General features: G+C 39.0%; 25 protein-coding genes. 22 read left to right on the top strand and 3 right to left on the bottom strand.

Annotation, left to right across the window (positions count from 1 at the left end; translation table 11 throughout):
- The first annotated feature begins 12 nt into the window (after positions 1-12).
- From IJ535_RS08635 to IJ535_RS08590, 10 genes are all read left to right on the top strand, one after another.
- Positions 13-777, top strand: a complete 765-nt coding sequence (locus IJ535_RS08635; protein ID WP_294301378.1) for an MBL fold metallo-hydrolase — start codon at positions 13-15, stop codon at positions 775-777.
- A gap of 55 nt (positions 778-832) precedes the next feature.
- Entirely contained in the window at positions 833-1,789 is a 957-nt protein-coding gene (locus IJ535_RS08630) for a GNAT family N-acetyltransferase (RefSeq protein WP_294301375.1), read from the top strand.
- 78 nt (positions 1,790-1,867) lie between these two features.
- Complete coding sequence (locus IJ535_RS08625) at positions 1,868-2,338, top strand: GNAT family N-acetyltransferase (protein WP_294301373.1); 471 nt, start codon at positions 1,868-1,870, stop codon at positions 2,336-2,338.
- Between the two features lie 30 nt (positions 2,339-2,368).
- Positions 2,369-3,175 (top strand): class I SAM-dependent methyltransferase, encoded by an 807-nt coding sequence (locus IJ535_RS08620; protein ID WP_294301370.1) that lies wholly within the window; start codon positions 2,369-2,371, stop codon positions 3,173-3,175.
- A 34-nt stretch (positions 3,176-3,209) separates the two neighbouring features.
- Positions 3,210-4,022, top strand: coding sequence for a hypothetical protein (locus IJ535_RS08615; RefSeq protein ID WP_294301367.1), 813 nt, complete (start codon positions 3,210-3,212; stop codon positions 4,020-4,022).
- A 114-nt stretch (positions 4,023-4,136) separates the two neighbouring features.
- Positions 4,137-4,634 carry a GNAT family N-acetyltransferase gene (locus IJ535_RS08610; protein WP_294301365.1) on the top strand — a complete coding sequence of 166 codons (498 nt, stop codon included), beginning with the start codon at positions 4,137-4,139 and terminating at the stop codon, positions 4,632-4,634.
- On the top strand, positions 4,622-5,500 hold the full coding sequence (locus IJ535_RS08605) for an SPL family radical SAM protein (protein ID WP_294301362.1): 879 nt from the start codon (positions 4,622-4,624) through the stop codon (positions 5,498-5,500). The genes IJ535_RS08610 and IJ535_RS08605 overlap by 13 nt, the downstream gene beginning before the upstream one ends.
- 39 nt (positions 5,501-5,539) lie before the next feature.
- Positions 5,540-6,220, top strand: coding sequence for a methyltransferase family protein (locus IJ535_RS08600; RefSeq protein ID WP_294301360.1), 681 nt, complete (start codon positions 5,540-5,542; stop codon positions 6,218-6,220).
- 13 nt (positions 6,221-6,233) lie between these two features.
- On the top strand, positions 6,234-6,863 hold the full coding sequence (locus IJ535_RS08595) for a methylated-DNA--[protein]-cysteine S-methyltransferase (RefSeq protein ID WP_294301358.1): 630 nt from the start codon (positions 6,234-6,236) through the stop codon (positions 6,861-6,863).
- Positions 6,864-7,053: 190 nt separating this feature from the next.
- Positions 7,054-8,538, top strand: coding sequence for a DUF1846 domain-containing protein (locus IJ535_RS08590; RefSeq protein ID WP_294301355.1), 1,485 nt, complete (start codon positions 7,054-7,056; stop codon positions 8,536-8,538).
- Positions 8,539-8,614: 76 nt separating this feature from the next.
- Here the strand turns inward: IJ535_RS08590 and pgeF are convergent, their stop codons facing one another.
- A complete protein-coding gene (gene pgeF / locus IJ535_RS08585) occupies positions 8,615-9,436 on the bottom strand; it encodes a peptidoglycan editing factor PgeF (protein WP_294301353.1) in 822 nt (273 codons plus the stop codon).
- A gap of 22 nt (positions 9,437-9,458) precedes the next feature.
- Positions 9,459-10,070 (bottom strand): HAD family hydrolase, encoded by a 612-nt coding sequence (locus IJ535_RS08580; RefSeq protein ID WP_294301351.1) that lies wholly within the window; start codon positions 10,068-10,070, stop codon positions 9,459-9,461.
- A gap of 152 nt (positions 10,071-10,222) precedes the next feature.
- Here IJ535_RS08580 and IJ535_RS08575 point away from each other — a divergent pair, with 152 nt between their 5' ends.
- The 11 genes from IJ535_RS08575 to IJ535_RS08525 all read left to right on the top strand — a co-directional run bounded on the left by IJ535_RS08575 (position 10,223) and on the right by IJ535_RS08525 (position 19,511).
- Positions 10,223-10,573, top strand: coding sequence for an arsenate reductase family protein (locus IJ535_RS08575; protein WP_294301349.1), 351 nt, complete (start codon positions 10,223-10,225; stop codon positions 10,571-10,573).
- Positions 10,574-10,649: 76 nt separating this feature from the next.
- Positions 10,650-11,198, top strand: a complete 549-nt coding sequence (locus IJ535_RS08570; RefSeq protein ID WP_294301346.1) for a GNAT family N-acetyltransferase — start codon at positions 10,650-10,652, stop codon at positions 11,196-11,198.
- Between the two features lie 47 nt (positions 11,199-11,245).
- Positions 11,246-12,169, top strand: a complete 924-nt coding sequence (locus IJ535_RS08565) for a DMT family transporter (protein ID WP_294301344.1) — start codon at positions 11,246-11,248, stop codon at positions 12,167-12,169.
- A 135-nt stretch (positions 12,170-12,304) separates the two neighbouring features.
- Positions 12,305-12,607 (top strand): Dabb family protein, encoded by a 303-nt coding sequence (locus IJ535_RS08560; RefSeq protein WP_294301341.1) that lies wholly within the window; start codon positions 12,305-12,307, stop codon positions 12,605-12,607.
- Positions 12,608-12,624: 17 nt separating this feature from the next.
- Positions 12,625-13,182 carry an alpha/beta hydrolase gene (locus tag IJ535_RS08555; protein ID WP_294301338.1) on the top strand — a complete coding sequence of 186 codons (558 nt, stop codon included), beginning with the start codon at positions 12,625-12,627 and terminating at the stop codon, positions 13,180-13,182.
- A gap of 18 nt (positions 13,183-13,200) precedes the next feature.
- A complete protein-coding gene (locus IJ535_RS08550) occupies positions 13,201-14,028 on the top strand; it encodes a deoxyribonuclease IV (protein WP_294301335.1) in 828 nt (275 codons plus the stop codon).
- 30 nt (positions 14,029-14,058) lie between these two features.
- Positions 14,059-14,934: an aldose 1-epimerase family protein gene (locus IJ535_RS08545; RefSeq protein WP_294301332.1), complete on the top strand. Its 876-nt coding sequence runs from the start codon at positions 14,059-14,061 to the stop codon at positions 14,932-14,934.
- Between the two features lie 421 nt (positions 14,935-15,355).
- Positions 15,356-16,228, top strand: a complete 873-nt coding sequence (locus IJ535_RS08540; RefSeq protein ID WP_330619555.1) for a GGDEF domain-containing protein — start codon at positions 15,356-15,358, stop codon at positions 16,226-16,228.
- Positions 16,229-16,347: 119 nt separating this feature from the next.
- Positions 16,348-16,692, top strand: a complete 345-nt coding sequence (locus tag IJ535_RS08535; RefSeq protein ID WP_294294831.1) for a helix-turn-helix domain-containing protein — start codon at positions 16,348-16,350, stop codon at positions 16,690-16,692.
- A gap of 5 nt (positions 16,693-16,697) precedes the next feature.
- Entirely contained in the window at positions 16,698-17,804 is a 1,107-nt protein-coding gene (locus tag IJ535_RS08530; RefSeq protein ID WP_294301326.1) for a cation diffusion facilitator family transporter, read from the top strand.
- A 12-nt stretch (positions 17,805-17,816) separates the two neighbouring features.
- The gene (locus IJ535_RS08525; RefSeq protein ID WP_294301323.1) at positions 17,817-19,511 is read left to right on the top strand and encodes a phospho-sugar mutase; all 1,695 of its coding nucleotides are present in this window, start codon (positions 17,817-17,819) and stop codon (positions 19,509-19,511) included.
- Between the two features lie 53 nt (positions 19,512-19,564).
- On the opposite strand, the gene IJ535_RS08520 is transcribed toward IJ535_RS08525, so the two are convergent.
- Complete coding sequence (locus IJ535_RS08520; RefSeq protein ID WP_294301318.1) at positions 19,565-20,701, bottom strand: serine hydrolase; 1,137 nt, start codon at positions 20,699-20,701, stop codon at positions 19,565-19,567.
- A 191-nt stretch (positions 20,702-20,892) separates the two neighbouring features.
- On the opposite strand from IJ535_RS08520, the gene IJ535_RS08515 reads away from it, so the two are divergent.
- Entirely contained in the window at positions 20,893-21,435 is a 543-nt protein-coding gene (locus tag IJ535_RS08515; protein ID WP_294294819.1) for a glutathione peroxidase, read from the top strand.
- Positions 21,436-21,730: the final 295 nt, after the last annotated feature.

Below are 21,730 nucleotides of genomic sequence, written 5' to 3'. Positions count from 1 at the left end.
TAAGGTAGGGTTATGAATGATTGGTTTTCAGTTGAAAAAATAGATAATCAAACATACGTAATATGTGAAAATAAACATTGGGAAGAAACAAGGTGTTATCTTCTGCTTGGCTCTCAAAAGGCGATTTTGATAGATACTGGCCTTGGAATTGCTAATATTAAAGCAGTTGTTGATTCCATTACTGAGTTTCCAGTGATGGTGGTAACTACACATGTTCATTGGGACCATATAGGCGGACATTCGTTATTTGATAATATTGCTGTTCATGAATTGGAAGAGCCATGGCTTAACGGGAAGTTCCCTTTGCCACTAAGCGTTGTGAAGGCAAATTTGACTCGTGAGAGCTTTGATGCTCCTAGAGATTTTGATATTGAAAAGTACTACGTTTTTCAAGGTGAGCCTCAGATTATACTTCATGATGGCGATTACTTTGATTTGGGCGAACGTTTAGTTAAAGTGATTCATACACCAGGCCATTCTCCTGGACATTGCTGCTTTTACGAACCTGACAGAAAGTATTTGTATTCGGGTGACTTGATTTACAAAGGATGTTTGTATGTTAATTATCTTTCTACAGATCCTTTATTGTTTTATGATTCTATAAGAAAAATTAGGAAACTAAGTGTAGATAGAATATTTCCAGGACACCATGCAATTAATATACCTACCTCAATTATTGGTGATATTGAAGAGGCATTATGGCAACTTGAACAAAATGGAGGATTGCATCATGGAAGTGGGGTACATTCATACGAAGATTTTTCTATTGCATTATAGTCATTCGAATACTGTGCTGGTGCAAGGAAAATGAAAAGTAAAGGATACTATAAAGATGATGAAGTTAAAAGTTGACAATCTTTCCCAAAAATATGCAGTAAAACTGCTTGGAAAGAGCGATGTTTCGAGTATTTATAGCTTATGTAGCAAGAATACACTGTACTACGATTTCTGTCCACCATTTGTGACTCCTGAAAGTATAAAGGCTGATATGACGGCACTACCACCGGGAAAGAGAAGGGAAGATAAATTCTATTTAGGATATTTTGATAATGATAATTTGATTGCAGTAATGGATTTGATATTGGGATATCCAGATGAAGACATTGCTTATATCGGATTTTTTATGACTGATGTTTCTGTACAAGGAAAGGGCGTTGGAAGTGCAATCATTAGTGAAATGAGCCAGTTTATTTGCAGCCAAGGATACTCAGATATTCAGTTAGGATGGGTAAAAGGGAATCCTCAGGCAGAACATTTCTGGCATAAGAATGGATTTAAAGAGACTGGAAAGATGTATGACATGGATGACTTTACAGTGGTAGAGGCACAAAAGAACATAGTTATCCCAGTGACAGAAGAAAACATATCTGATGCAGCCAGAATCCATTCTGTTTCTTGGCAGGAATCACATCGTTCTTTTTGCAATGAGGACTTCATACAGAAGCATACGGTTGAACATCAAAAGGAATATATCAGGGCAAAAATGAAGAATGGTAGCAAGTTTTATCTGCTTTATGATAAAGAGCCAGTTGCGGTTGTGTCGATAAATGAGGGACTTATAGAAGACTTATATGTTTTACCAGAGCACCAGAACAAAGGATATGGAACACAATTGCTTGGTTATGTTATTGCTAAGATTCAGAAGTTGGGACTAATCCCATCTCTATGGATTTTAGAGAATAACAAGGGAGCGGAGCGCCTGTATTTGCGACAGGGATTTGTTCCTACAGAAAATAGAAATCATATTACTGGTAAACTTGATGAGGTTGAATTCAGATATGAACAATGATTTTCTTTCCGAAAGTGCGCGGAAGACTGTCGAATACCTGAAATTGGATGACATACGAAAGGGTGGATTAAGGACAACATGGAAGAACTAAAACTGCAACGAATGACAAGAGAACTGTGCCATAAGCTTTATAAAGAGTGGGAAAATGATGAAGCTATCTATATGGATATGAGCCTATTCAAGCCATATGAATACGCTGAAGATGCGGTAAATAGATACTTTGATTCAAAACAGGATTCATCAAGAATAATGTTTGTGATAATGCTGTCTGATAAGCCAATCGGCGAATTACAGCTAAAGCAAATAGATTATGACAATAATGAATGTACTCTCAGTATCCATATGCAAAATGATAATTTTAAGGGAAAAGGCTATGGTACAAAGGCGGAGCAGCTTGCAATCAAGTATGCTTTTGATGAGCTGGGAATGATTGCTGTGAATGCAGATACAGTGAAAAAGAACACCAGAAGTCAGCATGTTATTGAAAAAGTTGGATTCAAATATGTAAAGGAAGATGATAGCTTTATATATTATAGAATTCAACGATAGCCAGATTCTAAAAAAGGAGATTGTGAGAAAGTGCCTGATAGCAGTAATAAAGATTGGGGATTAAAAAAGGAATACTTACACAGCACAAGACAGCATTTGTGGAACAATGATTATTTTGAGTTCCTTGTAAAATATGTATGGAAGATAGATAAGCCGGTTAGAATAATTGATTTTGGCTGTGGATATGGATATTTGGCTCAGATGCTGATGCCGTTAGTTCCGCAGGGAAGTACCTATAAGGGGATTGATATTTCTGAGGCACTTATAGCTGAGGCACAAGAAATTTTTGCAGGACAAAAGGATGTCTGCTTTGAAGTTGCAGATTTAAATGAGTATGAGCCTACATCAGAATATGATATAGCTATATGTCAGGCGTTGCTTCGACATCTTACAAAGCCGGAAGATATATTGAAGAAGATGATTGGTGCAGTAAAAGAGAATGGATTAGTTATATGTATTGAGCCAAGTAGACGCATGGAAAATGCTGGTATTTTTGTAGACAATAGCAACTATGATCCGTTTGAAATCGATGATTTCCTAAAGCAAAGGTGGCTATCGGAAGAACAATCTGGCGGCAGAGATTATCAAGTTGGAGTGAGAGTACCAGTATTCATGAAAAAGATGGGATTAAAGAATATCGGAGTTAGAATCAATGATTATGTTGATTTCGTTAGTGCAGGACATGCTGATTTTGAATCAGAGCAAAGAAGATTCATAAGTGACCATGGAGTAGACGAAAAATATGCTGATTCGAATAGTTACCTGGCTGCACGATGTCACGTCATTTCTTATGGATATAAAAATGAGGTTGAAAAACACAAGGACATTATTGGTTAGAACGGACAAGCCAATAGAAAAATTGAGGTTTTAAATGTTGATTAAAATAGGAGAATTTGATTGTACTGAGTGCTGGGATGGTGTTTTTTACAAAAAGCTCACTAACTACCCTTATATTACAGAATGGGAAATTCAAACCATATTGGATTTTGAAAGTTATGAGCAAAGGAATGGTAGGGAGTGCACTATAGAAGCAACTGATTCCATAGTCAGAGCTATTGATAATTATAGGTCAATTTATGAGGCGGGCGAGCGCGTAGCAGTTCCCAAAAAGATTACAGAATGTGTAGCCTGCCCAAGGTATAAAGGATGTATGACTGATTTCGTTTGCCACACGGCACCTATTGAAAATGCTGTAAAGATTTTTAAATGTGGAGCTTTACAAGCACCTACCAAATGGAGAGGTGTTCCGGCATCGGTATTAAAAGCAGAAAGCAGAAATGCAGCAAATGACCCAGAAGATTATTTTGATTATGTAATGTTTGCATGGGGAAACTGTCAGGCCGGGGACCGATTGGTTATAGAGAGGAAACTGAAGCGTTTTCCCACAGAGGAAGATTTAAGCACATACTTTACACCAGGAGTAAGATTTTTCTTTCGGTATGATGAAATTGTAAAACATCCAAATGCAACATTTGAGGGCGTATTACCACTAAAGATTAAGGAAGAAGTAAAATTGTCTGATTGGGTTGATACTATTATTATACCATCGGCTGAAAGAGCTGTGTTTAAAGCAATCATTCCATATGATTTGGAGAGTAGGACATTTTATTTAGACAATGATTGTACGGACATATGGGAATGGTCAGAAAAGGTATATGAGTTTGTGAAAAGCCGAGAACATTGAAAATGTATCTAGGATTAGTTTGATTTTGTTAAAATGCATCCCAAAAGTAAAAAATGCTCAGAGGGATGACTTTGAAACGGAATTAAAGGAGAAATATTGGGAGAAGACATGCAAATGAGTGATGAAATACGTATTGATGAAATACCAGTTAGCCAGATTGATGATTTTTGGAAGATACATCTTAAATATCTTGTTGATGAAAACATCATAAGTGACGAGGAGGATATAGAATATTTTTCAGGGGAAGAGTATCGTGGAATTATTAAGGCACATATGGAGAGAGCTGTTGATAAGCATCATATGATTTATTTTGTGAGCGAAGAAAAGAAGATAGGAGCTGCACAATATAACACATACTCAAGTGAAGATGGTAAGTGTTTTATCTTGGATTTTTGGGTGTTTCCGGAATTCAGAAATAAGGGCTGGGGCCATGAATGTTTTAAAGCTTTAGAGCAATATACAAAGCAGGATGGTGCGGTTTACTATGAAATCAACAGTACGAAAGAAGATTCGGTACGATTCTGGAAAACTCTTGGATTTGTAGAAAATGGGAAAGATGAGTATGATATGCCACTGTACAAAAGAAAATGGAGGAGTAAATGCATTTCGTAAATGCGAAGGGGATACTAACTACAAATAATGGTCGCTGCGGTATGAATATATATCGCGGGTGCACACATGGTTGTATTTATTGTGATAGCAGAAGCAAATGCTATCAGTTTACCCATGCCTTTGAGGATATTGAGGTGAAGAGCAATGCACCAGAACTTTTGGAAGGCGCCCTTAAATCCAAAAGAAAGAAATGCATGATTGGCACAGGCTCCATGTCTGACCCGTATATGCACTGTGAAGAGCAGCTAAAGCTTACAAGGCAGTGCTTAGAAATTATTTCAAGATATGAATTTGGCATAGCGATTCAGACAAAGTCAGACAGAATACTTAGAGATATTGATTTGCTGGATGAAATCAATCAAAAGGCAAAGACTGTAGTGCAGATGACATTGACTACCTATGACGATGACCTGTGCGCTATCCTAGAACCAAATGTCTGCAACACAAAGCGCAGAATACAGGTGTTAGAGGAGATGCAAAAGCGTGGCATTCCAACAGTGGTTTGGCTGACGCCGATTCTTCCTTTTATAAACGATACAGAAGAAAACGTAAATGCGATACTTGAAGAATGTATTCGCGTAGGTGTGAAGGGCATTATTTGCTTTGATATGGGCGTGACCCTGAGGGAAGGTGACAGGGAGTATTTTTATGAAGCTTTGGATAAAAATTTTCCAGGATTGAAAGAAAAATACATCGAGACTTATGGCAATTCTTATAATGTTCCAAGCCCTAACAGCCACAAGCTAATGCGACTTTTTGAGGACACCTGCAAAGCTCATAATATCCTTTATAAACCTGATGATTGCTTTAATTATCTGAATGATTTGCCTGAGAGATATGAACAGCTGACACTGGATTTGCTATAATCAAATGAGGAGTTAGTTGGCAATTATTGGAGGGATAAAATGGAAATAAATACGCAGAAGCTTTTTTGTTCAGCACTAATTAAATTTTTCGCAGGCGTGCTCTTAGTGGGATTGCTGCTTTTTCCAGCGGCAGGAAGCTTTGACTTTTGGCAGGCGTGGCTTTTTATGGCAGTGCTTTTTATCCCTATGTTTGTAGCGGGTTTGATTCTAATGAAGAAAAATCCATCTCTTTTGCGAAAGCGACTTAATGCAAAGGAAGAACAGTTAGAGCAAAAAGAAGTGGTTTTGTTCAGTGGACTGATGTTTTTAGCTTCATTCGTTATTGCAGGTTTAAATTTCAGATTTTCGTGGCTAGTGCTGCCAGCCTGGGTGACGATTGCTGGTACAGTGATTTTTCTTTTAGCCTACGCATTATACGCAGAAGTGCTAAGGGAAAATGAATATCTTTCAAGAACTATAGAAGTACAGGAAGGCCAAAAGGTGGTAGACACAGGGCTTTATGGAATCGTCCGTCATCCTATGTATATGGCAACAGTTCTGTTATTCTTATCTATGCCAATCATTCTAGGCTCAATATTTTCATTTGTTATAATGCTTGTATATCTTCCAATCATTGCAAAGCGCATTCGAAACGAGGAACAGGTACTTGAAGAGGGACTCGCTGGATACAAGCAGTACAAAGAGCGGGTAAAATATAGAATTATTCCATTTGTGTGGTAAAAGGGGGATTATAATGAAAACCAGAGAAGAGGCACTAAGCTACGGCCTTACATTTCCATATACGTATCAGGAGGCTCCATTTCACGACCAGAACTGGCAGCTGATAAGGGTGAAACCTAGCAAGAAGGCTTTTCTATGGTCTTATGAAAAGGATGGGCAGATTTGCTTGAATCTAAAATGCGACCCGGAGTGGAGAGATTTCTGGAGACGCACCTATGATGCGGTGCTTCCTGGATATCACCAAAACAAGGAGCATTGGAACACTATAATTTTAGATGGCAGTATTCCTGATGAAGATGTTAAACGAATGATTGCTGAAAGCTATGACCTGGTAACAGATTCTCCCACAAAACGTATATACGAAGCAGTAAAGCGCATCCCTAAGGGCAAGGTGGCAACCTACGGACAGGTGGCTGCTATGGCAGGAAATCCTAAAATGAGCCGCGCTGTAGGAAATGCCCTCCACAAAAATCCGGATTTTGAAAATATTCCTTGCTATCGAGTAGTAAATTCCAAAGGCGAGCTGGCTGGCGAGTATGTGTTTGGCGGAGCCTGGGCTCAGAAGGAGCTTTTGGAGGCTGATGGAATTGTCATCCAAAACGGAAAGGTAGATTTGGATAAGTATGGAATGGAAATTGAATAAATTTCAAAAAAAGCTGTTGACCTTGCCCTTGGGGCAGCCCTTAACATATGAGCTAACAAGAAAACACATAAGAAATGGAGGGCACTATGAAAGAAAAAATGATTTATTTTATACCAAAATTATTGGATTAATCCCTAATCCATGATAAACTTATAGGCATTAATTAAATACATTTTAGAAGAAGGAAATTATGAGGAAATTAGGATTCAGTAACGAAAAATACACTGAGATGCAATCAAAGAATATTAGAGAGCGCATAGACCAGTTTGGTGGAAAGCTTTATCTTGAGTTTGGTGGAAAGCTTTTTGATGATTATCATGCATCAAGAGTTTTGCCTGGATTTAAGCCAGATGCAAAAATCACTATGCTCAAGGAGCTTGCAGACAAAACAGAAATCGTAATTGCTATCAAGGCAGGAGATATTGAGAAGAACAAGGTTCGTGGGGATATTGGTATCACTTACGATATGGATCTTCTCAGGCTTATTGATGCTTTTACAAGCTATGGTTTGTATGTAGGTTCTGTTGTACTTACTCAGTTTGCAGAGCAGCCATCTGCTGTAGCATACGAGAAAAAGCTTAAGGCACTAGGCCTTAAGGTATTCAGACACTACATCATTCCAGGGTACCCATCAAATATTCCATACATAGTATCCGATGAAGGCTTTGGAAAGAACGATTATATCGAAACAACCAGGCCGCTAGTAGTTGTTACAGCACCAGGGCCAGGAAGTGGAAAGATGGCCACATGCCTTTCGCAGCTTTATCATGAGTCTAAGCGTGGGGTTAAGGCTGGTTACGCCAAATTCGAAACCTTCCCAATATGGAATCTGTCATTAAATCATCCTGTAAACCTGGCATACGAGGCAGCAACAGCAGATTTAAATGATGTGAACATGATTGACCCAGTCCACCTTGATGCCTATGGAGAGACTGTTGTAAACTACAACCGCGACGTAGAAGTATTCCCAGTACTTAAGACTATGTTTGAAAAAATTTCAGGAGAATCTCCTTATAAATCACCTACAGATATGGGTGTAAATATGGCTGGTAATGCAATTATTGATGACGATGTGTGCCGCAATGCATCTAACCAAGAAATCATCCGCCGCTATTATGAGGCTGTAGTTGCAAAGCGTAAGGGAGATGGTAGTGATTCTGCTATTCAGAAGCTAGAGCTTCTTATGGAAAAGGCCGGCATCTCACCAGCAGATAGATTAGTTGTTTCCGCTGCAAATATTAAAGCTGAACAAACAGGTGTGCCATGTGCTGCAATGGAGCTTTCAGATGGTCAAATCATTACAGGCAAAACATCTCAGATGTTAGGTGCTTCATCAGCTATGATTCTTAATGCTTTAAAATATTTGGCAGGAATACCAGATGAAGTAAAGCTGATTTCGCCAGAAGTGCTTACACCAATTATGAACCTTAAGACACAGCATTTGGGAGATCACAATCCACATCTTCATTTGAATGAGCTTTTGATTGCTCTTTCTATGGAATCTATAAGCAATGAAAATGCAAAGAAGGCATACGATTGCATCCCACAGATGGATGGTGCAGAGGTACATTCCTCAGTTATTCTTTCTTCAGTGGATGTGGGAGTATTTAAGCAGCTAGGTATGCAACTCACCTGCGAACCACGTTACGAAGGAAATAAACTCTATCATAGCTAGACAGCAATGTAGAAATAAGCGTAAATTAAAAAGACCTTGAAAAGCTTAATGAATAAGTCTCTTCAAGGTCTTATTTTTATAAAGAAATAAATGCTGCAAGGCTACCTCTATTAGCTCCCATGATTCTATGGGAATAGAAAAGTTTGGGATTGCAGCGGGTGCAGTAATTCGTAATTTCGATATGCTCCTCAGGAATGCCAGCCTCAAGAAACACCAGCCGGCAGGCAGCCCATAAATCAAGCATATATTTATCCTTGTCATTTGGATTAAAGATAGATGGACGAAGCAGTTCTGCTTTATGTGAATCACCAAAAGCTTTTATAAATTCTTCTGCCACATCTACACTAACTTCATAGCAATCCTTGCAGATGCTAGGAGCGATTCCACACAAAATATCAGAAGGATTACAGTCAAATGCTTCATGCATTTTTTCAACTGTCACTTTTCCGATTTTGCCAACAGTTCCACGCCAGCCTGAATGAGACAATGCCACCACTTCCTTTACAGGATCATAGAAGAATAGTGGAACACAGTCTGCGTAGAATGTAACTAGCGGCATGTCTTTTACATTTGTGATTAATCCGTCCACATCATCGTATGGCAAAGGCTTTGTTAATCCATTTCCAGCATCCTTCTCATCCACAATGATTACATTTGTAGTGTGAGTCTGCTTTGACAGGCACATGCGCTCATAATTCATATCAAGTGCTGATGCGATTCTGCGATAGTTCTCACGGACATTTTCATCTAAATCCCCTCTGTTAAAGCCTAGGTTTAGGGAATCGAAAACGCCTTCGCTGACACCGCCTATTCTGGTGGAAAAGCCATGCTTGACACCAGCAGTCTTAAATGAATCAAATGTTAAAAATGATACTCCATTTTTGTTTTCTATGTTCATAAAGTCAACTAGCTCCTTAAAATTACTGGTTAAGAAGTGCTTCTAATTCGGAAACTGCTATATCATGGTTTTTATCCTTGGCATGAACAGCGTAAAGGCCGCACTCTCTAGCACCAATTACATTGCGCTCAGAATCATCAATAAATACACATTCTTCTGGTTTCAGATTGTACTTTTCAACAATACGCTCATAAATTGCGTGGTCAGGCTTAATTAGCTTTTCTTCACAAGAGAAAACGCCTCCATCTAGCAAAGGTAGGAAATCCATCTGTTTTGCAGCAAGCTTTCGCAAATGATATGACCAGTTTGATAGATAAAGCACTTGATAGCCTCTGGCTTTCAGCTCTTTAATCCAGTCTTTAGCAAAATCATATTGCCATAATGCATCACCACAGGTCTCCCAAAAATGTGTGATTTCATCTTTGATGTCAGGAGCATCCTTAGTGAAGGACGCAAGTAATTCGTCATCTGTTAAAACACCACGGTCCACTTCATCCCATTTGTGATTACCAAATACGTTTTCCTTTATGCGTTCAACAAGTGCTACGTCATTATTGAACTCTTTCATTAGATAGGCAGTCCAGTCGTAGCCGATAAGCACTCCACCGATATCAAAAATAATTGTTTTAATCATCTTAACCTCTTTCATAATATGAAATTAATAAAATCCATAAGCTAGTCTAGCAAAATCAAAAGATAAAAACAAATGTAAAAGTGGTAATAGTACTAGTCAATAAAATAAGAGTTTAGTATACTATTTAAAATATTCGTAGGAGGTATTAGGTTATGAAAGTATATTGCTATGAAAGATGCACTACATGCAAGAAGGCTTTGAAATGGCTAGATGATAATAAAATCAAATATGAGCTCATAGATATTAAGGGAAGTAATCCGGACAAAGCAACTCTTAAGGAGGCTTATGAGAAAAGTGGTCAGCCACTTAAAAAGTTCTTCAATACTAGCGGTCAGCTTTATCGTGGCATGGAGCTTTCTAAGAAGCTTCCAGATATGAGTGAAGATGAGCAGCTAAATCTTTTAGCAACAGATGGAATGCTTGTAAAAAGGCCACTTGTGATAGGAGATGACTTTGTGTTGCTTGGATTTAAAGAAGCTGAATGGGAAGCTAAGCTTAGCTAAAACGACTGCAATAGGGGCAGGTGTACACAAGCACCTGCCCATTGTTTAACATATTTACGAGTAGGAGGATGACGACATGAGCACAAAAACTGAATATTTATTTGAGACAGAAAGATTAGGCTTTCGCCATTGGAGAGAGGATGATGCAGAGGTTTTATTTAGCATGGCAAAAGAAAAAGAGGTTGGAAGCCCTTGCGGATGGCCTGCTCATAAGACAATAGAAGAAAGCATCAACGTGATAAATAACGTATTTACGAATCCTGAAAATTATGCCATTTGCTTGAAGGAGACAGGGGAGCCAATCGGCACTGCTGATTTGATGTTTCATTATGAAAATAAGGATGAGTGCGAGCTTGGTTATTGGCTGGGAAAGCCTTACTGGGGTCAGGGCATTATGCCTGAGGCCTGCACACTTCTCTTAAAAAGAGCCTTTGAAGATTTGAATGCTTCAAAGGTTTGGTGCGCATATTTCCAAGGAAATGAAAAGTCAAAACGTGTTCAAGAAAAGCTTGGATTCAAGTATAATAGAACAGATGAAAATGTTAAGGTGCCACTTTTAAATGAGGTTAGGACAAATGTGGTAAATCTCATGACAAAAGAGGATTGGAAACAGCTTAACAACTAATCTGTAGGGCATGCAAAGTCCAATTATAAAGTAAGTAGAGATATTAGATGGAAAATAAAAGTATATTAAAAAACAAAATTGTAGTATGCGGTCTGGCAATACTTTGCTGCTTGCTGTGGGGCAGTGCATTTCCAAGTATAAAAATTGGCTACAGGCTTTTTGAAATAGGCGCTGGTGATAGCATGTCACAGATTCTTTTCGCGGGAATCAGATTTTTCTTAGCAGGAATTTTGGCGATTGTTTTTGGCAGCTTATTACAGAAAAAGTTATTGTATCCTAAAAAGCAGTCTTGGGGAATGGTTTGCAAGCTCAGCATCTTCCAGACTGTCCTTCAATATTTCTTTTTCTACATGGGACTTGCACACTCATCAGGAGTGAAATCATCTATTATTAATGGCATGAGCACTTTCTTCGCAATCCTGATGGCTTCCCTTGTGAGGAAACAGGAAAAACTCACTACCAATAAGATGGTAGGCTGCGTGCTGGGGGCTGCAGGTGTGATACTGGTTAGCTTAGCTGGCGGCGACATGGGCGCAGGCTTTGCAATAAATGGCGAAGGTTTTATCCTTATAGCTTCAGTATCCTATGCTATTTCATCAGTACTTATTAAGGAATATTCCCTCAGGGAAAATCCTGTCACGCTCAGCGGATATCAGTTTATTATTGGTGGTCTTATAATGATAATCGTAGGATTACTGGCTGGTGGCAGACTTCACATGACATCCCCTGCCGGCATTCCACTCATTATTTATATGGCATTGATATCATCAGTGGCTTATTCCATCTGGGGTGTGCTACTTAAGTACAATCCAGTATCATCAGTCACCATATACGGATTTACGAATCCAATTTTTGGAGCAATCCTTTCGGCAATATTCTTGTCAGAGTGGCAGACAATCACTTTAAAATACTTGGTGGCGCTTGTACTTGTGAGTCTTGGAATATTTATTGTTAATAGGGCGAATAATTGATATAGGTTTAGCTCTTAGTATATTACAGTTTTTTTATGGTAAAATGATAAATAACCGTATGGAAGAAATTAAGAGGTTATTATAAAACCAGGGGAATTGGAGTATGAAGGGTGGTTTATAAGAAAGGAGATAACAATGGTAAAACACATTATTTTATGGACACTTAAGGATGAGCTTTCAGCCAAGGAGAAGGAGCAGGTAAAGCTTGGTATCAAGGAAGGATTAGAAGGTCTTGCAGGAAAGATTCCAGGTATGATTGATATCAAGGTTAACATCAATGGTCTTGCCAGCTCAAATGCAGATTTGATGCTTGATTCTACATTTGAAAATGAGGATGCCCTAAAGGGTTATGCAGTGCATCCAGAGCATGTAGCAGTGGCAGATGGAAAGGTTAGACCTTACACAAAAATCAGAAGTTGCCTGGATTTTGAAGTATAGAAGGCACGGAGGAAAGTATGAGTAAGAAATTAGCAGTAATTTTTCCAGGGATAGGCTATCACACAGATAAACCACTTCTTTATTATTCAAAAAAGCTTGCAAAGGCTAAGGATTACGAAGTTGTAGAAATAAAGTATGATTTACCAGAGCCTGGTTCTGTAATCAAGGCAGATGAAGAAAAAAGGATGGAAGCCTTTGATAATGCATTTGAGCAGGTTACAGAGCAGTTAAAAGATATCGTATTTACGGATTATGAAAAGATTGTATTTATAGGAAAAAGTATTGGTTCAGCACTGGCTGCCAGGTACAATATGACCTATGAGCTTGAAGCACACCAGATTATTTTAACTCCTATAGAAACAACCTTTGCCTATATTAATCCATGCGAGGGCTTTGTTTTCCATGGTGATGCTGACCCACTTTGCGATACAGATATGTGTACTCAGCTTTGCGATGAGTTATCACTTACCTATGTGGTAATTCCAAAGGCAAATCATTCCCTTGAAACAGGGGAAGTTTCCACAGATATAGAAAATCTTGGAAAAGTTATTAGTATGGTAGCTAAGCTACTATAAAGCATTTAGAGGTAATATATGATATACATAGGTTGTCACTTGTCAGTGACTAATGGATATGAAGCCATGGGGCGTACCATGGTAGATTTTGGCGGCAATACCTTTGCCTGGTTTACACGAAATCCACGTGGTGGAAAAGCTAAGGATATAGATGGAGATGATGTGCAAAAACTCCAGCAAATCTTAGGTGAAAAGAAATTTGGTAAGCTGGTGGCGCATGCCAGCTACACTATGAATCTTTGCTCTGCTAAGCCTGAAACCAGGGCAAATGCACTGGATATGCTAAAGCAGGATTTACAAAGAATGGAACAGGTTCCAAATCAGCTTTATAATTTTCATCCCGGCTCTCATACAGGCCAAGGGGTTGAAACAGGGATTAAACAGATTGCAGATGGATTAAACGAAGCACTGTGGCCTGATATGCAAACCACCGTCTTGCTAGAGACTATGGCTGGTAAAGGCTCGGAAGTGGGTAAGACCTTTGAAGAACTGCGAGAAATTATTGACCGCACCACCTTAAACGATAAGCTTGGTGTTTGCTTGGACACCTGCCATATTTGGGATGGTGGATATGATATAGTAAATGATTTTGATGGTGTGCTTACTAAGTTTGATAAAATAATAGGGCTTGACCGTTTAAAGGCTATTCATTTTAACGATAGCAAAAATGAATGTGGCGCCGCAAAAGACCGCCACGAAAAGCTAGGTCAGGGATTTATTGGCATGGAAGCAATGAAACGTATAGCTCTTCATCCAGCTCTTCAGAAGCTTCCTTTCATCCTTGAAACACCAAATGATGACGCAGGATACATGGAAGAAATCAAGATAGTAAATAGTTGGATGTAAGATAGAAGGACTTTGAATTAGGAGAGACAAATGAATTATACAATTGAAAATAATAACCTTAAGCTAACAGTGGCAGAACATGGTGCAGAGATAAAATCCTTGATTCGTAAATACGATAATAAAGAAATGATGTGGCAGGCTGATGCTGCATTTTGGGGAAGAACATCTCCTGTATTGTTCCCGGTTGTAGGTAGCTACTATCAGAAGAAATCAGTATATGATGGAAAGACCTACGAAATGGGACAGCACGGATTTGCCAGAGATATGGATTTTGCATTGGCGAGTGAGAGTGAGAACAAGCTGGTTTTTGAGCTTAATTCTGATGATAGCACCCACGAAAAATATCCATTTGATTTCAAGCTTACTATTACATATGTAATAGAGGAAAATACAGTTAAGGTATGTTGGAATGTATTAAATACTGACAGCAGAAAAATGTATTTTTCAATCGGAGCACATCCTGCTTTTAACGTGGATCTTGATACAGATTATCTTCGATTTGAAAAGGCAGGGGAGGCATTAGAAGCAATCACAGCTAATGTTATTGCTGGTGATGGCAGTGGATGCCTTTCTGATGAAAAGGATAATTATTCATTAGAAGATGGAATTCTTAAGATGTCCGATGAGCTTTTTTCAAAGGATGCCTTGGTGATAGAAGATGAACAGGCAGATAAGGTGACTATTTTAGACAAGGATAAAAAGCCTCTTCTTTCAGTGACATGCCCTACACCTTTATTTGGTGTGTGGTCACCAGTTGCAAAGCATGCACCATTTGTATGTATTGAACCATGGTTCGGGCGATGCGATAGAGTGGGCTTTAACCAAAAGCTTGAAGAGAGAGAATATGGCAACAGCCTAAATCCTAGTGATGCTTTTGCTAGTGAATATCAGATTATTCTTGAATAACACTAGCATATAGGTAAAATCACCTGAAACAACTGATTACTATGGAATCAGCTAATTCAGGTGATTTTTTTAATTCACAGATTTATGGATTTTATATGGTATCATACACTTGTAGTATGTTCGTTAATGGGATTAGTTAGATGAAAGGTGAAATATGGTTGAGGTAGCAAGCTGGATAACACTTAACTTTTTCACGTCCTTCCTATTGGTGCTATTGCTGATTTTTCAGAATAAATCATCACGGCTTCAAAAGGGGCGTAAATATTCCGCTATACTAAAATGCACCCTTGTTTTACTGCTTTCGGAGTCAATCGGTAGAATTGGAGAGACTTATCCAAACGATTTTTTAATTTTCTCTCAGATAGGGTACTTCATTATCTTTTTATTAGATCCTGTAGATATTCTTTTTGCAGTCTATTATATGGATTGTTGGATGGATGATGGAAATAAAAAGCCTAGAGCAACTTTTAGAATAGCCTTTGAGCTTTTTGCGGTTACAAACTTTGTTTTGGTATTTTTGGCTACAGTATTTAAGACAAAATGGTTCTACTATTTTGAAGATGGTGTTTATTATAGGGGAGAGTTTTTTTATCCAAGAGCCATATTGCTAATGATTTTTATCTGTTTGCTGGTGGTATATGCCATTGCATTTAGAAATAATATTATGAGCGAATACAAGCAGGCGGTGCTGTTTCTTCCAGCATTTTCATTTATAGGCTCTGTATTACAGGTATTCTTAGCTGAGCTTGACACTACCTATGCAGGTATTTCACTGGGATGCCTTATACTATTTTTCTTCTACCAAAGCAGAGACGTTAATGTAGATTATCTGTCTGGTTTATTAAACAGGCGTGGTCTGGATATTAAGATGCAGGATATGGTTAAGAATGCTGCGTCCACAGGTCGGGATTTTACTGCAGTTATGATTGATATTGACAATTTCAAGGAAATCAATGATAGCTTAGGTCATGATGCAGGTGACAAAGCTATCAAGGTGGTTGCAGACATTCTTGTTGATATTTTTGGAGAAAATGCGTATATTGGCAGATTTGGTGGCGATGAGTTTTGCATTGTTGTTGAAGAGGCTTCTAAATATGAGGTTTCAAAAAAGATTGATATTCTTCACACTGATGTAGCAAAGGCTAGTAGAAAGCATGGCTGGCCAAATGGAGTTGATGTTAGCTGTGGATTTGAAGAATATTATCATGCCAGTGGAATGAGTGCAAAGGAATTTCAACAGATTATTGATAGGCTTATGTATAATGAAAAGCAAAGACATCATGCATCACTGTAGCTTTCTGGTTTCTGATAAGAAAAGGCAAATCAGTAGCTTTAGGCTAAACTTGTGACTAAGATTATTATTGAGTATAATAAATATTATTATCGTATATGCAATAATGGAGGGGGTGCATTATGATTATTAGTGAGAGAATTTTTATGTTAATGGAGGAAAAAGGGGTATCGCAGCTTGAGATGGCTACTCGCACTGGCATTGCCCAGAGTACCATCAGTGATTGGAAAAGAAAGAAAACTAATCCATCGGCAGATAAGATTATGTCTATCTGTGATGTTTTGGATGTTTCTCCATTTGAGGTTTTACAGGATACTATTCCTTCTAAGGGGGCTGGTGAGGTAGATTTCCTCATCGCAAGTGAGGGCACAGCAGAGTATGATGTGCTTAAGAAAATGGAAAAACTGAATAAAAAAACGAAGGAGGAGCTTAAGACTTACGTTAAGAATCTTAAGAATAAAAAGTAGCTAACATGGAACGAAACAAAAAGATTATTCAAACAAGTATCCTTGGTATTGGTGCTAACTGCCTACTAGCCGCTTTTAAAGCATTTGTTGGTACTGTAACAGGGTCTATCGCTATTGTTCTTGATGCTGTTAACAATTTAAGTGATGCATTGTCATCCGTAATTACGATAGTTGGAACAAAGCTTGCAGGTAAGGAGCCTGACAAGAAGCATCCACTTGGACACGGAAGAGTAGAATATATCAGTGCTGCAATTATAGCAATTATTGTATCTTACGCAGGTATCACTTCCTTAATTGAGTCGGTAAAGAAGATTATAAATCCATCTATACCAGAATACACAACAAGCAGTCTTATTATCGTTGCTGTTGCTGTAGTGGTAAAGATTGTTTTAGGAACCTATGTTAAAAAGGTGGGCAAGGAAGTTAATTCTGATTCCCTGGTGGCTTCAGGCGAAGATGCAAAGCTTGATTCTGTAATTTCAGCATCTACACTGGTTGCGGCTATTATCTTTATTTTCTCAGGTGTAAGCCTTGAGGCATGGCTTGGTGCCATCATTTCTATAGTCATTATTAAATCAGGCTATGAAATGATTGCAGACACTATCTCTCATATATTGGGTGAGCGAATTGAGATGCAGCTAAGTCATGATGTAAAGCGAGTAGTTGTAGGATTTGACGATGTCCTTGGTGCATACGACCTTAGCCTTCACAACTATGGTCCAGAGCGCTATGTAGGTTCAATCCATATCGAGGTAGATGAGGATATGGATATGGCGCGCCTTGACCAGCTGCAGCGAGAGATTACACATAAAGTCCTTGGTGAAACAGGGGTACTTTTAGAGGGAATCGGCATCTATTGCAAGAATAAAAAAGATTCACCAGCAGATTTGTTAAGAAAAGAATTATCCAAATTTGCAAAGAAATACGAGTATGTTAAGCAAATCCACGGTTTTTATTTTGATGAAGCAAATCAAACAGTAAGCTTTGACTTAGTAATTAGCTTTGATGCTACTAACCGAAGAGAATTGTTTAACACAATTGTTGATGCTATAAGTAAGGCATATCCACAATATAATTTTAATATAAATATGGATATTGATTTATCTGATTAATAAGGAGGAACTATGAACTACAAGGAAAGATATAACGAGTGGTTACAAAAGCTTGAAGCAAATGACCCTTTAAAGGCAGAGCTTGAAGCTATCAAAAACGATGAAAAGGATATAGAGGATAGATTTTATCAGGATCTTTCATTTGGAACAGCAGGACTTCGTGGTAAGGTTGGTGCAGGTACAAACCGCATGAACTTCTTCACAGTTGGCAAGGCTACACAGGGTGTTGCTGATTTTATCGTTTCAAAGGGGAAGGAAGCAATGGAAAAGGGTGTTGTTATTGCCCATGATCCACGTCACTTCTCAAAGGAATTTTCACAGCTTGCAGCAGGCATATTTGCAGCAAATGGAATTAAGGTCTATGTTTTCCCAGACCTTCGTCCTACGCCTGAGCTTGCTTACATGATTAGAAGACTTGGTACGGTTTCAGGTATCAACATCACAGCAAGCCATAACCCAAAGGAATACAATGGCTACAAGGCATACTGGGATGATGGATGCCAGGTTTCATCTGAGATTGCAGATGGAATGACAGAGTGCATTAATGCTGTAGATATGTGGAATGGCGTTAAGAAGGCTGATTTTGATGAGTGCGTAAAGGCTGGCAAAATCACAGTTCTTGGTGAGGAATATGATAGAGAATATCTTGATAAGATAGAGTCTCTTGCAATTCACGAAGGAGACGAGCTTGACCTTAGCATTCCACTTGTTTACACACCACTTAACGGCTGCGGTTCAATCCCATTCAGACAGATGCTTACAGACAGAGGCTTCTCTAACTGGACAATCGTACCTGAGCAGGAAAATCCAGACCCTGACTTCACAACAGTAGGTTATCCTAATCCAGAGGACCCTAAGGCATTTAAGCTTTCAGAGGAGTATGGACGTAAGTTTGGTGCAGAGCTTCTTATGGCTACAGACCCTGATTCAGACAGATTTGCCATTGAGATTCGTGACAGCGAGGGCAACTATGTACCTCTTAACGGTAACCAGACAGGATATCTGCTTGTTAATTACATATTAGAAGGTCACAAGGATGCAGGAACTTTACCAGCTAAGGGTGCAATGGTTAAGTCAATCGTTACATCTACACTTTCTACAATCATGGCTAAGGCTTACGGTGTGGAAATGTTTGAAACTCTTACAGGATTTAAGAACATTTGTGGAAAAATCCCATATCTTCATGAGAATGGTTACACATATCTCTTTGGATATGAAGAGTCTGTCGGATATGCTATCTGCGAAGATATCCGCGACAAGGACGGTATCTCTGCAGGTATGATGGTTGCAGAGGCAGCTGCATATTACAGAAAGCAGGGCAAGACACTTTGGGATGTTCTTCAGGAAATCTACGCTAAGTACGGTTTCTTCGCAGAGGACGAGCCAAACATTATCCTAGAGGGAATTCCTGGAGCACAGCGTATTCAGCGAATGATGAAATGGTTCCGTGAGAACATGCCAACAGAGGTTGCTGGCGCAAAGGTAGAAAAGGTAATCGATTACATTAATGGTTACGAGGACATTCCACCACAGAATGCAATCAGATTATTCCTTGATAACGGTTCATGGTTTGCAATCAGACCATCAGGAACAGAACCAAAGATTAAGTTCTACTTCTATTCAAACCGTGATTCTCGTGAGAATGCACTTGCTACAAACGCAGCAATCAAAGAAGAGATTTTTGCTCTAATCAATGCTGTAGAGTAAATTAATATTGACACAATAAAGGCCACCCGCTGTTACTTGCAGGTGGCCTTATTTTAATAGTTTTCAAATCCAAGGTTAATTAGGCGGTTAGATTCAGCGTAGCGCATAGCCACCCTGTTGCCGTCAAACATTGTTCTTGTTTTGGCTCCAAGCACCACGGAGATAACAGTCTTGCCTTCAGAGGATGCTACTGAAACCAGGCATTGACCGGCGCGGTTGGCACTGCCTGTTTTGCCACCTATTACTGACGGATTGTAGTAAACGCTGTTTACATCCATAAGAGAGTCTGTGTTTGAAATGACTCTAGGTGTAGGGCAAGTGTTAGTGGCTGGAAGCACAGCTGTTGTCTTACCAAAGTACTGATTGAACAGTGGATGTGAAATAGCATTTAATGTGATTATATATAATGAATATGCATTGGTGTACATATTTACATCAGGATAGCCAGATGGATTAGTGAAATTGGTATTGACGCAACCAAGCTGAGCAGCTCTTGCGTTCATCATGGCAACAAAATTTGGAACTGAGCCAGCCACAAGTTCTGCCAACACATTGCTGGCCTGACAATCGGAGCTAACCATCATAGCTGTAAGCAGCTGGTCTACGTTCATTATTTCTCCAGGACTAAGCCTAGGAGATACATGGCTTGCGTCTGATGGAAGTGTAGCAAGGGCAGAATTCGAAACCATGACAGGTGTATCTAAAGATATTCGCCCTGCTTCAATTGCCTCTACAGTAAGCAATGCAGTCATGATTTTTGTGGTGCTGGCAGGCTCAAGCTTATCCATGGCTCCTTGAGAATATATAAGCTTTCCATTTGAAGCATTGGCAACAAGCACTGCACCAGCATCAAAGGATGTAAGCCTATAGGCTGTTTTATTTGGCATGGTAGACAATGCCTGCTGGGAAATATAGTATGGCGTACCATTAACATCCACCTGCCAAAAACCATTACTGGTGCGGCCAATTACATTTACAGGTGTGTTGGCCTTTACAGTGGTAACGTAGGTTCCAGGATTGGCATCTGAGAAAACTTCCGTTCCAACGCAGGATAAGAGTACCCCGGTTTCTGGTGTGACGGAATATGCAGCAGCCTGTGAAGAAATGGTTGTAGAAAATACAACAGTGGAAATAACAGTAGCGCAGATAGCACTATTCTTTAAGATTCTTTTAATAGATGTAAGTAACATTATTCAACTCCCCTTTACCATTTTTAAACCCAATATAATTTTACCAAAAAAGAATTATAAAAAAAATAAAAAAAGTAGTTGACAAATAAAATTAAATTGCGTACAATCAAATCATCAAATAAAGATTGCGCACAATTAAATGAACTATAAACAAAAGGGCACAGCCCGTACCTATCAAGGAGGAAATTAGAATGGGATTTTATGATTTAACAGTAGAGAAGACAAATGGTGAAGCTCAGGCAATGGCTGACTACAAGGGTAAGGTAGTAATGGTAGTTAATACAGCCACAGGTTGTGGATTCACACCACAGTACAAAGATATTGAAAGCATCTATGAGACATACCATGACAAGGGACTTGAGATTGTAGATGTTCCTTGCAACCAGTTCGCAGGTCAGACACCTGGTACAGATGAAGAAATTCACGAGTTCTGCTCACTTCATTACAACACACAGTTTCCTCAGATGAAGAAGGCTGACGTAAATGGTGAGACAGCTATTGAGCTTTTCAAGTACCTTAAGTCACAGAAGACATTTGAGGGCTTCGGCAAAGGACCTAAGGCTCTTGCAATGAGCGCTATGCTTAAGAAAATTGACAAGGATTACAAGAACAATTCAGAGATCAAGTGGAACTTCACAAAGTTCATCGTAGACCGTGAAGGTAACGTTGTTGCTCGCTTTGAGCCAACAGCTGACATGAAGGAAGTTGAGAAGTGTGTAGCTTCACTTATCTAATAGATTCATTATTTCTCCTTTAATTATAGTAGAGGCCAGGCAAACCGCTTGGCCTCTATTTTTCTATTCACGGCTTTGACTATTCGAAGGTACTGTATGTATCTCACAGACACACTCTACCTAGAGCAATAGCAGTGGCGGCAATATTAGTATTAATTGCATGATTTTGAAATGAGCCTAGTAGAATCTTAAAGCAGTTTTTGAATGTTTTCATATGGGCTGCCACGGACGGCAGCCCAAGGCTGATAGCGAAATGGACTGAGCTTGAAGCCGGTAGGAAAACATACAAAAACTG

The organism is Pseudobutyrivibrio sp., assembly GCF_017471675.1.
Lineage (GTDB): Bacteria > Bacillota > Clostridia > Lachnospirales > Lachnospiraceae > Pseudobutyrivibrio.
Note: the sequence above shows the minus strand (reverse complement) of the source record. Positions and strands in the feature narration are given on the sequence as shown.